The following is a 13,397-nucleotide window of genomic DNA, read 5'->3' on the forward strand; positions in this document are numbered from 1 at the left end:
CAGGTCCTGGTCCCGACGCTGAACCCGGGCGACATCGTCGTCATGGACAACCTGCCCGCCCACAAACCTGCTGCCGTGCGCAGCGCCATCGAAGGCACCGGCGCCAAGCTGCGCTTCCTGCCGGCCTATAGCCCAGACTTCAACCCGATCGAGATGGCCTTCTCCAAACTCAAGGCCTTCCTCAAGAAGCTCGCCCCCAGGACCGTCGACGACCTCTGGCAGGCGATCGCACTGGCCGTCGACGCCTTCACACCTGACGATTGCCAGAACTACTTTACTGCTGCCGGATATGACCGCGACTGATCGGAAAATGCTCTAGACTGTCGCCACGCACGCTCGGCGTCATGCATGGATCATCCTTCCACGGCGACGGTGCGGCAGCCCTGAACGCACTGGCCGACGACTATGCGTTTCGGCTGCAGGAGCAGATGGATCGCCTGGCGGAGTGATCCCTGGGCAGACGGCGATCCCCTAATCCTAGGGGAGTGCGGCGGCGCGGCGATTCGACAACATTGAGGATGCGCAAGGGGACGGGGATGCACCGGGTTTCCTGTGCCGTCCGTAACAGGTCGGCCAAGGCGATCCGGTGCATCCTCCGCGCTGCAGAACGGGGCTGGATCGAGTGATCCGGCCGCCGTCGTCGATCCACGAGGGATGAGATGCGGAGCATCGACAGAGCGTTCTTCACCCTGGCCGTGCTGCTGGGGCTGGTCGGCATGCTGATGGGAATCCAGATGGGCATCGCCCACGACTTCCAGCTCGTGCCGGTGCACACCCACATCAATCTGGTCGGCTGGGTCTCGCTCGCCCTGTTCGGCGCCGGCTACCGGCTGGGGCTCGCCAAGGCAGGCGGGCTGGGCGTGCTGCATTTCTGGATCGCGGCGACCGGCGCCATCCTGCTGCCGGGCGGCATCTACCTGGCCGTGACCCGACAGCAGGAGGCCGTGGTCATCATCGGCTCGCTGCTGACCCTCGCTTCGATGCTGCTGTTCCTGGTGAACGTCCTGCGGGCCCGGTCCACCTCGGCGGGCTGATCAGCCCAGCCAGGACGGCTTGCGCTTCTCGAGGAAGGCGGCAACGCCTTCCCGGCCCTCCTCGCCGGCGCGGATCGCGGCGATGCGGCGGGCGCAGTCCTCCTCGACCTCGGCCGGCGGCCGGCCGGCGACCGCGGCGATCAGGTCCTTCGCCGCCCGGACCGCCGCCGGGCCGTTGCCGCGCAGCGCCGCCATGACCTGCCGCGCCGCCTCCTCCAGCCCGTCGCCCGCCACCAGCTCGTGCACCAGGCCGAGCCGCCGGGCTTCGACCGCGTCGAAGCGCTCGGCAGTCAGGAAATAGCGGCGGGCGGCGCGGGCGCCGATGGCGCGCACGACATAGGGGCTGATCACCGCCGGGATCAGGCCGAGCTTGACCTCGGACAGCGAGAAGCTGGCCGCCTCGGTGGCGATGGCGATGTCGCAGCAGGCGACGAGGCCGACCCCGCCGCCATAGGCCGCGCCATGGACCAGGGCGACCGTCGGCTTCGGCAGCATGTCGATGGTGCGCATCAGCGCCGCGAGCGCCCGGGCGTCGGCCAGGTTGGCGGCCTCGTCATAGGCCGCCATGCGCCGCATCCAGTCGAGATCGGCCCCGGCCGAGAAGCTCTTGCCGGCGCCGCGCAGCACCACCGCACGCACCGAATCATCGGCCCCGAACCTGGCGAAAGCCGCGGTCAGGTCGGCGATGACGTGCTCGTCGAAGGCGTTGTGCCGGTCCGGCCGGTCCATGACGACCGTGCCGACCCCGTTCTCGATCTCGATCCGGACCGCGCTCATCGCACCACCCAGCTCAGCACCATCAGCCCCAGCACCGCCCAGACGATCCCCGCCACGATCGCTTTGGCGATGAAGGAGCGGACGGAAGTGTAGAGCAGGAAGAGACCGAGGATCAGCAGCGCGAAGGAGAAGATCGAGCTGTTCATCCCGATCGCGCGGGCCATGCCGTCGAGGAAGTCGTCGACGGCGCCGCCGAGGCCGTCGACCACCGCCCGGATCGCGCGAATGATGAAGCCGATGACGCTGCCCAGCGTCTCGCCGAGCCATTCGAAGAAGTTGGTCTGGATCATGCCCCTCACATCCGGAAGACGCCGAAGCGGGTCGGCCCGATCGGCGCGTTCAGCGCCGCCGACAGCGCCAGCGCCAGCACCCGGCGGCTGTCGGCCGGGTCGATCACGCCGTCATCCCACAGCCGGGCCGAGGCGTAATAGGGATGCCCCTGCCGCTCGTACTGGTCGCGGATCGGCGCCTTGAACGCCTCCTCCTCCGCCTCCGGCCAGGTCTCGCCCTTGGCCTCGATGCCGTCGCGCCGGACCTGCGCCAGGACGTTCGCCGCCTGCTCGCCGCCCATCACCGAGATCCGGGCGTTCGGCCACATGAACAGGAAGCGCGGCCCGTAGGCGCGGCCGCACATGCCGTAGTTGCCGGCGCCGAAGCTGCCGCCGATGATCAGAGTCAGCTTCGGCACCTGGGCGCAGGCCACGGCAGTGACCAGCTTGGCGCCGTCCTTGGCGATGCCGCCGCGCTCGTATTTCGAGCCGACCATGAAGCCGGTGATGTTCTGCAGGAACAGCAGCGGGATGCCGCGCTGGCAGCACAGCTCGACGAAATGCGCGCCCTTCAGCGCGCTTTCCGAGAACAGGATGCCGTTGTTGGCGACGATGCCGACCGGAATGCCCCAGAGATGGGCGAAGCCGCAGACGAGGGTGGTGCCGTAGAGCGCCTTGAACTCGTCGAATTCCGAGCCGTCGACGAGGCGCGCGATCACCTCGCGCACGTCGAAGGGCTTCTTCAGGTCGGTGCCGACGATGCCGTAGAGGTCGGCGGCCGGGTACAGCGGCTCGACCGGGTCGCGCAGCGCCAGGTCCGGCCGCTTCATCCGGTTGAGGTCGGCGACGATGCGACGGGCGATCGCCAGGGCGTGGTGGTCGTCCCGGGCATAATGGTCGGTGACGCCGGAGATGCGGCTGTGCACGTCGGCGCCGCCGAGATCCTCGGCCGAGACCACCTCGCCGGTCGCCGCCTTCACCAGCGGCGGGCCGCCGAGGAAGATGGTGCCCTGCCCCTTGACGATGATGGATTCGTCCGACATCGCCGGGACATAGGCGCCGCCGGCGGTGCAGGAGCCCATCACCACCGCGACCTGCGGAATGCCGGCGGCCGACATCGTCGCCTGGTTGTAGAAGATCCGGCCGAAATGGTCGCGGTCGGGGAAGACCTGGTCCTGCAGCGGCAGGAAGGCGCCGCCGGAATCGACCAGGTAGAGGCAGGGCAGGTTGTTCTCGCGCGCGATCTCCTGCGCCCGCAGATGCTTCTTCACCGTCAGCGGATAATAGGTGCCGCCCTTCACCGTCGCGTCATTGGCGACGATGACGCATTCCTGGCCGGAGACCGGGCCGATGCCGGTGACGATGCCGGCGGCGGGGACGTCCTCGCGGTAGACGCCGTGGCCGGCGAGCTGCGACAGCTCGAGGAACGGCGCGCCGGGGTCCAGCAGCGCGCGGATGCGGTCGCGCGGCAGCAGCTTGCCGCGGGCGACGTGGCGGTCGCGCGCCGCCTGGCCGCCGCCCAGCTTGATCCGGGCGACGGTCGCCTGCAGGTCGTCGACGGCCGCGCGCATGGCCGCTTCGTTGTCGCGGAAGGCGGCGGACCGGGGGTCGACCGCGCTGCTCAGCACGGGCATGGGCGCTCCAGCTCAAGCCAACGGTGCCGCGCACCATGCCGGGACGAACGAGCCCGGGCAAGGGCAGAAAGATTGTTGCCGAAACGGCTCTGGGCCGCACAGCTCAACAAGAAAGGGGGCCGAGGCCCCCTTTTTCGCCGGTTTCCCATTCCGTCTTTCAGATCGTCGTGCCGGTCACGGGCACTGCGGGTCGCCCTTGGTGCACTGCGGGCCGTTGGTCAGCAGCTGGTTCGGGGCGCGGTAGACGTAGCGATTCACGACCCGGCCGTCCTCCACCACGGTGCTCGAGCTCTCGAGCGTCGAGCCCGGCGGGACATTGGCGGGCAGTTGGGCCGGTGCCGGCGGGGTTCCGCCTTCCACCACCGCCGGCCGCGGCTCGGCGCAGGCACCAAGCGCCAGGAGCGCAGCGAAACCGGAAAGCAGGGCGGTTCTACGAAGCGCGATGCGCATGGCACTGTCTCCTCATTATCATTATCGGTCGGTCCGTGGACACGGCGTTACGCCGATACAACACTGCAAGGGTGGTTCAGGCTCCCGGCAATTTCAACCTTGAAACCTGCTAAATACTACCCGCTTCGAGTCGCTTGGTCAGCTCCCGTATAGCCCGGTGCTAGGCCCAGTCCGGATCCGGGATGGCCTGATAGGCCTGCCGCAGCGCGTCCGACCAGCGCTGCCGCAGCCCGGAGAAATAAGGATCGTCCTCGCCGATCCGCTTGCGCAGGGCCAGCTTCAGGGCATCCCGGCGGTACAGCGCGACATCGATCGGCAGCCCGACCGACAGGTTGCTACGCAGGGTCGAATCCATCGACACCAGGCCGAGCTTGAGCCCGTCGATCAGCTTCGTGTCGAAGCGGGCGGCGCGGTCGAGAATCGGCTTGCCGTATTTGTGCTCGCCGATCTGGAGATAGGGCGTGTCGGCCGTCGCCTCGATGAAGTTTCCGGCCTGGTAGATCTCGAACAGCCGGCAGCGGCGCCCAGCGATCTGGCCACCGAGCAGGAAGGAGGCGTTGAAGCCGCCGGCATGCTGCTGCATCGCCTCGCCGTCGCGATTCCAGACCGCGCGCACCGCCTCGCCCACCAGCTCGGCGCAGCGGAACATCGACGGCGCGGTGGTCAGGCTTTCGCGCCCGTCGCCGGCGTCGACCGCTTCCGACAGCAGCGCGACCACCGATTGGGTGACGGCGAGATTGCCGGCGGTGAGCAGAACCAGCACCCGGTCGTCCGGCCGTTCCCAGACATGCATCTTGCGGAAGGTGGAGATGGCGTCGACCCCGGCATTGGTGCGGGTGTCGGCGATCATCACCAGCCCTTCTTCGAGCAGGAGGCCGAGGCAGTAGGTCATGCGGGACGATCCGTGGCCGTCATGGATAGGAAAAGCGGTCAGGCCTGCGCCTGGGTCTGGGATTGCCCGACGCGGACCAGGACCTCCAGCGCCTCGGCGCCGCCGCCCTGGCGCAGGCCGCGGACCGGCGCGGTGTCGCGGTAGTCGAGCCCGACGGCGACGCGGACATAGTGCTCGGTCGGGCACACCCCGTTGGCGGCATCGAAGCCGACCCAGCCGAGCCCGTCGATGAAGGCCTCGGCCCAGGCATGGCCGGCCGCCTGCTCGACGCTGCCGTCGGCCATCAGCAGATAACCCCCGACATAGCGGGCCGGCAGGCCGAGATGGCGGGCGCAGGCGAGGAAGACATGGGTGTGGTCCTGGCACACGCCGACGCCGGCCGCCAGCGCCTCCGCCGCGGTGGTGGCGGCGTGGGTCTGGCCGGGCCGGAAGGCGATGCGGCCGCGCACCGCCAGCATCAGCGCGTGGGCCAGGGCCAGCGGCTCGCGCCCGGCTGCGGCCGCCGCCTCCGCCAGCTCGACCAGGGCGGCGTCCACGTGGGCCAGCGGCGACGGACGCAGATAGAAGGCGGGCGGAAACCGCTCCTCGGCACCGGTGACGATGCCGTTGGTGTCCCGGGTCACGACCTCGCCCTCCACCACCAGCGTCAGCGAATCGTGCGGCCGCTCCAGCGACAGCATGTCGACGATGTTGCCGTAGGCGTCCTCGCCCGGGGCCAGATTGGCCCCGGCCGGCGGCACCACCCGCCAGCGCAGCACCTCCTGCCCGTCATGCGACCGCGGCGTCAGGCGCAGCGTCTGCAGGGTGCGGGCGACCGGGCTGTCGTAGCGGTAGCGGGTCTCGTGGCGGATCAGGAGGCGCATGGGCCGGATCAGATCAGATAGGCCTTGCTGACCTCCAGGCCCAGGATGTTGTTCTGCTGGATGAACGCGGTCAGGTATTCGTGCAATCCGGTTTGCAAGATCGTGTCGATCCGGCCGTAGCGCAAGCGCGAATGCATCTCCCCGGCAAGACGCTGGCATTCGTGCTTGCGGCCATAGAGGTCGGCGAGCTGGCCGAGCAACTCGACCATCTCGCCCAGGCAGCCGGCGAGCGAGCGCGGCATCTCCGGCCGCAGGATCAGCAGCTCGGCGACCTGCCAGGGCTTGATGCCGTCGCGGTAGAGATAGGAGTAGCTGCCGAGCGCCGAGGCGCCGCGCAGCACCGCCGCCCACTGGTAGAAGTCGAGGCCGCCGCCGACCTCCTCATGCGCCGGCAGCAGCACGTGGTACTTCACGTCGAGCAGCCGGGCGGTGTTGTCGGCGCGCTCCAGCATGGTGCCGAGCTGCAGGAAGATGTGGGCATCGTCGCGCAGCATGGTGTCGGCGACGGCGCCGTGGAACAGCATTGCCCGTTCCTTGACCCATTCCAGGAAGTCTCGCAGGCCGCCGCCGGCGATCAGCCCTTCCTTGCCGTCGAGGTCGAGCCAGGTGGCATTCAGCGTCTCCCACATCGGCCGGGTCAGCGCCGCGCGCACCGCCCGCCCGTTGGTGCGCGCCCGCTGCAGGCAGGAACGGATGCTGGAGGAATTCTCGGGGTTTCGGACGATGTAGTCGACCACCGCGGCCGCGGTCGCCGCCTCGTATGTCTTGTAGAAGCTTTCCTCGCAGCCGGAGATGACAACGGCGGAGTGCCATTCGTCCTGGCGCCCGCCGCCGCCGTCCGGCGTCAGCGCCATGCGGTCGGCGACCTCGAGGATGCGGGCGAGGTTCTCGGCCCGCTCCACGTAGCGGCCGAGCCAGTAGAGGCTGTCGGCGGTGCGGCTCAGCATCCCGATGACCCTGCCTTGACGTCCCGCACCGTCATGCCGTCAGCACCCAGGTGTCCTTGGTGCCTCCGCCCTGGCTGGAATTGACCACCAGCGATCCTTCGCGCAGTGCCACCCGGGTCAGCCCGCCCGGCACGATCCGGATGCGGTCGCTGCCGGTCAGCACGAAGGGGCGCAGGTCGACATGGCGCGGCGCCACGCCCTGGTCGACGAAGGTCGGGCAGGTCGACAGCGCCAGGGTCGGCTGGGCGATGAACAGGTCGGGCTGGGCGCGGACCCGCTCGGCATAAGCCTCGCGCTCGGCCCGACTGGCGGTCGGGCCGACCAGCATGCCGTAGCCGCCGGACCCCGCCACCTCCTTCACCACCAGCTCGTCGAGCCGGTCGAGGACATGGGCGCATTCCTTGGGCTTGGAGCAGTCCCAGGTCGGGACGTTCTTCAGGATCGGCTCCTCGCCCAGATAGAAGCGGATCATCGCCGGGACGTGGATGTACATCGCCTTGTTGTCGGCGATGCCGGTGCCCATGGCGTTGGCGAGGGTCACGTTGCCGGCGCGGTAGGCGTGGTACAGGCCGGGCACGCCGAGCACCGAGTCCGGGTTGAACACCAGCGGGTCGAGGAAGTCGTCGTCAATCCGGCGGTAGATCACGTCGACCCGCTTCGGCCCGCGGGTGGTGCGCATGTAGACCACGGCGTCGCGCACGAACAGGTCCGGCCCCTCGACCAGCTCGATCCCCATCCGGTCGGCCAGGAAGCTGTGCTCGAAATAGGCGCTGTTGTAGATGCCGGGGGTCAGCAGGGCGACGGTCGGCTCGCCGTCGCAGTTGCGCGGCGCCATCGAGGTCAGGGTCGCCAGCAGCTCCTGCGGGTAGTGCTCGACCGGGGCGACGCTGTGCCGGGCGAACAGGCCGGGGAACAGCCGCATCATCATCTCGCGGCCTTCCAGCATGTAGGAGACGCCGGACGGCGTGCGGACATTGTCCTCCAGCACGTAGAACTCGTTCGGCCCGACCCGGACGATGTCGATGCCGGCGACATGGGTGTAGACGCCGCCGGGCGGGTCCAGCCCCTGCATCTCCGGCAGATAGCCGGGGTTGTGCAGCACCAGCCGCTCCGGCACCTGGCCGGCGCGCAGGATCTCCTGGCCGTGATAGACGTCGTGCAGGAAGGCGTTCAGCGCCCGCACCCGCTGCGTCAGCCCCTGCTCGAGATGCCGCCATTCGGCGGCGTCGAGCACGCGGGGCATGATGTCGAAGGGGATCAGCCGCTCCGGGTCGCCACCCTCGCCATAGACGGCGAAGGTGATGCCGATGCGGCGGAACAGCGCCGCCGCCTCCCGGCGCTTGAAATCAAAGACCGGCGCCGGCGTCTCCGCCAGCCATTCCGCCAGGGCCGCATAGGGGGACCGGACCGGCCCGCCGCCCATCTCGTCGAATGCCTGCACCATCCCTCCGGCACGTCCCTGCTCGACGAAACCATCAAGCAAGGGATGTGCCATGGGCCGCAAGCATAATTCCTCGAAACCGCGAGAAGGATGCCTAAAATTCCGGCAAACCCTGCCGGATCAGTAGGCGTAGGCGGTGAAGGCCGGGTCGACCGAGCCGCCCCATTCGCCCTCGTACCGGCGCAGCATCTCCGAGGCCTGGGTCTCGCCGCTGTCCGCGATGCGCTGCAGATCGTTCAGGAATCCCTCCTCGGTGCCGCCGATGGCGTCGGTCCTGGCCCGGGCGGCGAGGCCGTGCCGGGCGATCGCCAGCACCTGCAGCGCCACGTCGCGCACCGTGCCGCCGCGGAACGGGGTGGCGAGGCCCAGGCGCGGCACGTCGCGGCGCAGCGCCGCCCGCTCTTCCGTCGTCCAGTCCTTGACCAGGTCCCAGGCGGCATCGAGCGCGGTGCCGTCATAGAGCAGCCCGACCCAGAGCGCCGGCAGGGCGCAGAGGCGCGACCACGGCCCGCCGTCGGCGCCGCGCATCTCCAGGTACTTCTTCAGCCGCACCTCGGGGAAGGCGGTGGTCAGGTGGTCGGCCCAGTCGTTCAGGGTCGGCAGATGGCCGGGATGGACCGGCAGCTCCCCCTTCAGGAAGGCGCGGAAGCTGTGCCCCGCCGCGTCGATGTAGCGGCCGTCGCGGTAGACGAAGTACATCGGCACGTCGAGCAGATAGTCGACATAGCGCTCGAAGCCGAAGCCGTCCTCGAACACGAAGGGCAGGTCGCCGGTGCGGTCGGGGTCGGTGTCGGTCCAGATGTGGCTGCGGAAGCTCTGGAACCCGTTCGGCCGGCCCTCGGTGAAGGGCGAGTTGGCGAACAGCGCCGTCGCCACCGGCTGCAGCGCCAGGCTGGTCCGGAACTTCTTCGCCATGTCGGCTTCGGAGGCGAAGTCGAGATTGACCTGCACGGTACAGGTGCGGGTCATCATGTCGAGGCCGAGCGAGCCGCGCTTCGGCATGTAATCGCGCATGATCTTGTAGCGGCCCTTGGGCATCCAGGGGATGTCCTCGCGCCGCCATTTCGGCTGGAAGCCGAGGCCGATCATGCCGATGCCGAGCTGCTCGCCCACCTTGCGCACCTGGGCGAGATGGTCGGCCACCTCGGCGCAGGTCTCGTGGATGCTGCGCAGTGGCGCGCCCGACAGCTCGACCTGGCCGCCCGGCTCCAGCGTCACCGAGGCCTTGCCGCGGGCGAGCGCGATCAGCTTGCCGTTCTCCTCCACCCGCTCCCAGCCGCAGCCGGCCAGGCCCTCGAGCACGGCGCGGATGCCGTCCGGCCCGTCATAGGGCAGCGGCTTCAGATCCGACAGGCGGAAGGCGAACTTCTCGTGCTCGGTGCCGATGCGCCAATCCTCGACCGGCTTCGATCCGGCGGCGAGATAGTCGACGAGCTGTGCCTTGCTCTCGATCGGGGCGGCGCTGGCGGTCTGCGGACCGGACATGGGGACACTCGGCTAGCGGGACGGGGTCAAACGCGATGCGGCGGCCGGCCACACCCGTCGCCGGCCAGGGATTGCCAGATCGCGAGCGCGGCAATGGCCGCCGTGTCGGCGCGCAGGATACGAGGGCCGAGGCCGACGGGTCGAACAAATTCGTGACGAATCAGGGCTTCCAGCTCCGCCGGCGCGAAGCCGCCCTCTGGGCCGACCAGAAGCGCGGCCGGGCCGGACGTCTCCGCGGCCGCATCGGCGATGGGGCGGGCCTCCCCGGCCTCGGCGCAGACCAGCAGGGTACGGCCGCCGGGCCAGGCGGCGAGCAGGGCTTCGAGCCCGACCGGGTCGCGCACCTGCGGCACGTCCAGACGCTCGGACTGCTCGGCCGCTGCGACGGCGTGGGCGCGCAGCCGGTCGAGATTGACCCGCTGCACATCGGTGTAGCGGGTGAAGACCGGCTGCAGCACGGCGGCGCCGAGCTCGGTCCCCTTCTCCACCACCGCGTCGACCGCGTCCTTCTTCACCGGGGCGAAGCAGAGCCAAAGGTCAGGCTCGGGGGCAGGCGGGCGGAGCTGTCGCTCGGCCAAGGCTGTACCGCCGGCCTTGGAAAGACCGTCGAGCCTGGCCAGCCATTCGCCGTCGCGCGGGTTGAACAGGCGCAGCCCCGCCCCGGGCGCCAGCCGCAGCACGCCGCGCAGATGGTGTGCCTGGGCCTCGGACAGCGCCACGCTCCGCCCGGCCGCCAGATCGGCGTCGACGTAGAGGCGGGTGCGCGGCAGGGCGTCGGAAGTCATGCGCGAAGCTAGCCCCTGCCCAGGCAGCCGGCAACGGATCCTTGGGAGGAAAGGCCGTCCTCAGGCCCGGCGCCGCTCCGCGGCGATCTGTTTGACGATCGCGGCGCGGTCCGGCATCCGGGCGCGGTTGCGGGCCGTGACCAGCTCGACGATCTCCGGCGCCGCGGTCTCGGGGCGGCCGGCATCGTAGGGTGGCGCCGGCGCGTATTCGAGGCCGAGCTGGATCGCCTTCGCCACCGTCTCGTCCGCCAGCTCGGCCGCGAGGGTCAGGGCGAAATCGATGCCGGCCGTCACGCCGCCGCCGGTGAAGACATTGCCGTCGCGGACCACGCGGCCGGGATCGGGAATGGCGCCGAACAGGGCCAGCTGGTCGCGCCAGGCCCAGTGGCAGGCCGCGCGCCGCCCCTCGAGCAGCCCGGCGGCGGCGAGGATCAGCGACCCGGTGCAGACCGAGGTGACGTAGCGGGCCGAGGCGGCGAGCCGGCGGATCTCGCCGAGATAGGCGGCGCTGCGCATCGCGTCGACGCAGCCGAACCCGCCGGGCACGCACAGCACGTCGCAGCGCTCCACCTCCTCCAGCCGCGCGAGGTTGGAGAAGGTCAGCCCGTCGACGCTGACCGCCTCCCCGCCGATCGAGGCGACAATGGTCCTGGCGCCGGGCAGCCGCGCCAGCACCTGGTGCGGGCCGGTGAAGTCGAGATGGGTCACGCCGGGATAGATCGGGAAGACGATGACGGTGTCCATGGCGGCCTCCGGGACGGGTTGACAGCGCCAGTATCGCCGCGCAGGGTCATGTCTGAAACGACATAGTTCCCTCATTTACCGCCATGACCCGCGCCATCGGCTTCCTGGTCTTCCCCGGCTTCAACATCCTCGACCTGTCGGGGCCGCTCGCCGCCTTCGACACCGCCTCGCGGGACCGCGTGCCGCCGCCCTACCGGCTGCAGGTGATCTCGGAGCGGGGCGGTGCGGTCACGAGCTCGGCCGGGCTGCCGGTGCTGACGCAACCCTTCGGCGAAGAGCCGCTGGACACGCTGGTGGTCGCCGGCGGCCGCGGGGTTCCGGAAGCGCTGGGTTCGCCGCGGCTGCTCGCCTTCATCCGCGAGGCCGCCGCGGCGCGGCGGGTGACCAGCGTCTGCACCGGCGCGTTCCTGCTAGCCGCGGCCGGCCTTCTGGACGGGCGGCGCGCCACCACCCATTGGCTGCAGGCCGCCACGCTGCAGCGCCTGCACCCGCGGGTGCAGGTCGAGATGGACCGGATCTTCATCAAGGACGGTCCGGTCTGGTCGTCGGCCGGCGTCACCGCCGGCATCGACCTGGCCCTGGCCCTGATCGAGGAGGATTTGGGCGTCGACGCCGCCCGCGCCGTGGCCCGGACCCTGGTCGTCTATCACCGCCGCCCGGGCGGGCAGTCGCAGTTCTCCGCTCTGCTCGACCTCGCCCCGGCCACCGACCGGATCCAGGCGGCCCTCAGCTTCGCGCGCGAGCATCTGCGGGAGCCGCTGCCGGTCGATCGCCTGGCCGAGGCGGCGTGCCTGAGCCCGCGCCAGTTCGGACGCGCCTTCCTGGCCGAGACCGGGCAGACGCCGGCCAAGGCGGTCGAGCGGCTGCGCGCCGAGGCCGCCCGGCCGCGGGTCGAGGACGGCGCCGAGCCGATCGAGGCGATCGCACGCGACGTCGGCTTCACCGACCCGGAGCGGATGCGCCGCGCCTTCATCCGCTGCTTCGGCCAGCCGCCCCAGGCGATGCGGCGGGGTGCCGGTCGGCGAGGGCATGCGCGAAGCCAGCCGCTGCCCGCACCGCCGACGCGTCCTTAGGCACATATCGGGTAACGATGCCGGAGGGTCGATGGCGGTGTCCGGTGGCCGGCCGGGCGCCCATCCCTCAGGGAGAAGCGGACAGTTCGACCCCGTAGGCGCGATGAAGCAGCTCCAGGAAGGACGGCGCCTCGGGCAAGGACACGGAGCCGATCCGGCCGACTGCCACGCCCGGCGTCCACGAGTTCATGACCGCGGCCCCGGCCAGCTTCGGCAGGTCGGCCGGCGTGATCTCCTGGACGCGCTGGGGAATGCCGAGGCGATCCAGCTGCCGCTTGACGATCCCCATGGTGACGCCGCCCAGCATCTCGGCCGCCGGCCAGACCACCGCGGCGCCGTCCCAGAAGGCCAGATTCCAGATCGTTCCTTCGCTGAGCCGGCCGCGGCGATCCAGGAAGGCGGCGTCATCGAAGCCCTGGCCAACGGCCTGATGGAGGAAGTAGGTCTTGGCCGCCTCGCCGACATGCTCACCGCCGGCAGGAACCGCTCGTGCTCGACCACCGCCAGCGCCAGCGGGCCCTCCGGGGCGGATGCAGCCGGTCCCGTGCGGACCAGCATGTCGAGGTCCTTGCCGCCGTCATCCGCTGAGAATTCGCCCGCCGGAGAGGACACGACCGCGGTCAGCGACACCTCGCACGGGGCCGTCTGGTGAGCAACCGTGTTTGGAGGGGTCAGTTTTGGAGAGCGATCCAGGGCTTGTGATCTCTGAGCATGGCGTTGAGGCGGGTGAGGAGCTTTCTGGCGATGGCCAGGAGAGCGAGCTTGGGGGCTTTGCCTCTGGCCCGGAGACGGCTGTAGCAGGCGGCGAGGTCAGAGGAGGAGCGGGTGGCGGAGAGAGCGGCGAGGTAGAGCAGGTTGCGGGGTTCGCGGCGGCCGCCGCGGATGTGGCGTTTGCCGAGCCAAGCGCCGCTCTCTCGGGGATAGGGGGCGGTGCCGGTGATGGCGGCGAGGGCTTTGCGATCGCACTGGCCGAGTTCGGGCAGCTCAGCGAGCAGGCCGCGGG

The 13,397-nt window shown here is 70.2% G+C and carries 16 protein-coding genes; 3 read left to right on the forward strand and 13 right to left on the reverse strand.

Annotated elements, in window-relative coordinates; all coding sequences use genetic code 11:
• On the forward strand, window positions 1-303 hold a 303-nt coding region (locus tag G537_RS0129315; protein WP_026873087.1), incomplete at its 5' end, for a transposase.
• Between the two features lie 356 nt (window positions 304-659).
• Window positions 660-1,034, forward strand: a complete 375-nt coding sequence (locus G537_RS0129325; RefSeq protein WP_026873088.1) for a heme-copper oxidase family protein — start codon at window positions 660-662, stop codon at window positions 1,032-1,034.
• Here G537_RS0129325 and G537_RS0129330 read toward each other — a convergent pair whose 3' ends face one another.
• The 11 genes from G537_RS0129330 to G537_RS0129380 form a co-directional block, all read right to left on the reverse strand.
• Complete coding sequence (locus G537_RS0129330) at window positions 1,035-1,811, reverse strand: enoyl-CoA hydratase-related protein (protein ID WP_026873089.1); 777 nt, start codon at window positions 1,809-1,811, stop codon at window positions 1,035-1,037.
• Window positions 1,808-2,101, reverse strand: a complete 294-nt coding sequence (locus G537_RS0129335; protein ID WP_026873090.1) for a hypothetical protein — start codon at window positions 2,099-2,101, stop codon at window positions 1,808-1,810. The genes G537_RS0129330 and G537_RS0129335 overlap by 4 nt, the downstream gene beginning before the upstream one ends.
• Before the next feature lie 5 nt (window positions 2,102-2,106).
• A complete protein-coding gene (locus G537_RS0129340; protein ID WP_026873091.1) occupies window positions 2,107-3,714 on the reverse strand; it encodes a carboxyl transferase domain-containing protein in 1,608 nt (535 codons plus the stop codon).
• A gap of 174 nt (window positions 3,715-3,888) precedes the next feature.
• Window positions 3,889-4,164, reverse strand: coding sequence for a hypothetical protein (locus tag G537_RS0129345; protein ID WP_026873092.1), 276 nt, complete (start codon window positions 4,162-4,164; stop codon window positions 3,889-3,891).
• 160 nt (window positions 4,165-4,324) lie between these two features.
• The gene (locus G537_RS0129350) at window positions 4,325-5,056 is read right to left on the reverse strand and encodes a proteasome-type protease (protein ID WP_026873093.1); all 732 of its coding nucleotides are present in this window, start codon (window positions 5,054-5,056) and stop codon (window positions 4,325-4,327) included.
• A 38-nt stretch (window positions 5,057-5,094) separates the two neighbouring features.
• Complete coding sequence (locus G537_RS0129355; protein WP_026873094.1) at window positions 5,095-5,919, reverse strand: transglutaminase family protein; 825 nt, start codon at window positions 5,917-5,919, stop codon at window positions 5,095-5,097.
• Window positions 5,920-5,927: 8 nt separating this feature from the next.
• Window positions 5,928-6,866, reverse strand: a complete 939-nt coding sequence (locus tag G537_RS0129360; RefSeq protein ID WP_026873095.1) for an alpha-E domain-containing protein — start codon at window positions 6,864-6,866, stop codon at window positions 5,928-5,930.
• A 31-nt stretch (window positions 6,867-6,897) separates the two neighbouring features.
• Window positions 6,898-8,310, reverse strand: coding sequence for a circularly permuted type 2 ATP-grasp protein (locus tag G537_RS0129365; protein WP_026873096.1), 1,413 nt, complete (start codon window positions 8,308-8,310; stop codon window positions 6,898-6,900).
• 117 nt (window positions 8,311-8,427) lie between these two features.
• Complete coding sequence (locus G537_RS0129370) at window positions 8,428-9,792, reverse strand: glutamate--cysteine ligase (protein ID WP_026873097.1); 1,365 nt, start codon at window positions 9,790-9,792, stop codon at window positions 8,428-8,430.
• Window positions 9,793-9,818: 26 nt separating this feature from the next.
• A complete protein-coding gene (locus G537_RS0129375) occupies window positions 9,819-10,577 on the reverse strand; it encodes a 16S rRNA (uracil(1498)-N(3))-methyltransferase (protein WP_026873098.1) in 759 nt (252 codons plus the stop codon).
• A 60-nt stretch (window positions 10,578-10,637) separates the two neighbouring features.
• Window positions 10,638-11,321, reverse strand: a complete 684-nt coding sequence (locus tag G537_RS0129380) for a DJ-1/PfpI family protein (protein WP_026873099.1) — start codon at window positions 11,319-11,321, stop codon at window positions 10,638-10,640.
• An 83-nt stretch (window positions 11,322-11,404) separates the two neighbouring features.
• Here G537_RS0129380 and G537_RS40640 point away from each other — a divergent pair, with 83 nt between their 5' ends.
• Window positions 11,405-12,394 carry a GlxA family transcriptional regulator gene (locus tag G537_RS40640; RefSeq protein WP_051249293.1) on the forward strand — a complete coding sequence of 330 codons (990 nt, stop codon included), beginning with the start codon at window positions 11,405-11,407 and terminating at the stop codon, window positions 12,392-12,394.
• 67 nt (window positions 12,395-12,461) lie between these two features.
• Here G537_RS40640 and G537_RS40645 read toward each other — a convergent pair whose 3' ends face one another.
• The gene (locus G537_RS40645; RefSeq protein ID WP_211230550.1) at window positions 12,462-12,926 is read right to left on the reverse strand and encodes an aminotransferase class IV; all 465 of its coding nucleotides are present in this window, start codon (window positions 12,924-12,926) and stop codon (window positions 12,462-12,464) included.
• A 139-nt stretch (window positions 12,927-13,065) separates the two neighbouring features.
• On the reverse strand, window positions 13,066-13,397 hold a 332-nt coding region (locus G537_RS43225), incomplete at its 5' end, for a transposase (protein WP_155888831.1).

Origin of the sequence: Inquilinus limosus DSM 16000, assembly GCF_000423185.1 — a bacterium.
In the GTDB taxonomy this organism is placed as follows: domain Bacteria; phylum Pseudomonadota; class Alphaproteobacteria; order DSM-16000; family Inquilinaceae; genus Inquilinus; species Inquilinus limosus.

Bases quoted from the DNA above. Each gene is read 5' to 3' on its own strand.
- G537_RS0129325 (WP_026873088.1), top strand. From the start codon at position 660: ATGCGGAGCATCGACAGAGCGTTCTTCACCCTGGCCGTGCTGCTGGGG.
- G537_RS0129330 (WP_026873089.1), bottom strand. From the start codon at position 1,811: ATGAGCGCGGTCCGGATCGAGATCGAGAACGGGGTCGGCACGGTCGTC.
- G537_RS0129335 (WP_026873090.1), bottom strand. From the start codon at position 2,101: ATGATCCAGACCAACTTCTTCGAATGGCTCGGCGAGACGCTGGGCAGC.
- G537_RS0129340 (WP_026873091.1), bottom strand. From the start codon at position 3,714: ATGCCCGTGCTGAGCAGCGCGGTCGACCCCCGGTCCGCCGCCTTCCGC.
- G537_RS0129345 (WP_026873092.1), bottom strand. From the start codon at position 4,164: ATGCGCATCGCGCTTCGTAGAACCGCCCTGCTTTCCGGTTTCGCTGCG.
- G537_RS0129350 (WP_026873093.1), bottom strand. From the start codon at position 5,056: ATGACCTACTGCCTCGGCCTCCTGCTCGAAGAAGGGCTGGTGATGATC.
- G537_RS0129355 (WP_026873094.1), bottom strand. From the start codon at position 5,919: ATGCGCCTCCTGATCCGCCACGAGACCCGCTACCGCTACGACAGCCCG.
- G537_RS0129360 (WP_026873095.1), bottom strand. From the start codon at position 6,866: ATGCTGAGCCGCACCGCCGACAGCCTCTACTGGCTCGGCCGCTACGTG.
- G537_RS0129365 (WP_026873096.1), bottom strand. From the start codon at position 8,310: ATGGTGCAGGCATTCGACGAGATGGGCGGCGGGCCGGTCCGGTCCCCC.
- G537_RS0129370 (WP_026873097.1), bottom strand. From the start codon at position 9,792: ATGTCCGGTCCGCAGACCGCCAGCGCCGCCCCGATCGAGAGCAAGGCA.
- G537_RS0129375 (WP_026873098.1), bottom strand. From the start codon at position 10,577: ATGACTTCCGACGCCCTGCCGCGCACCCGCCTCTACGTCGACGCCGAT.
- G537_RS0129380 (WP_026873099.1), bottom strand. From the start codon at position 11,321: ATGGACACCGTCATCGTCTTCCCGATCTATCCCGGCGTGACCCATCTC.
- G537_RS40640 (WP_051249293.1), top strand. From the start codon at position 11,405: ATGACCCGCGCCATCGGCTTCCTGGTCTTCCCCGGCTTCAACATCCTC.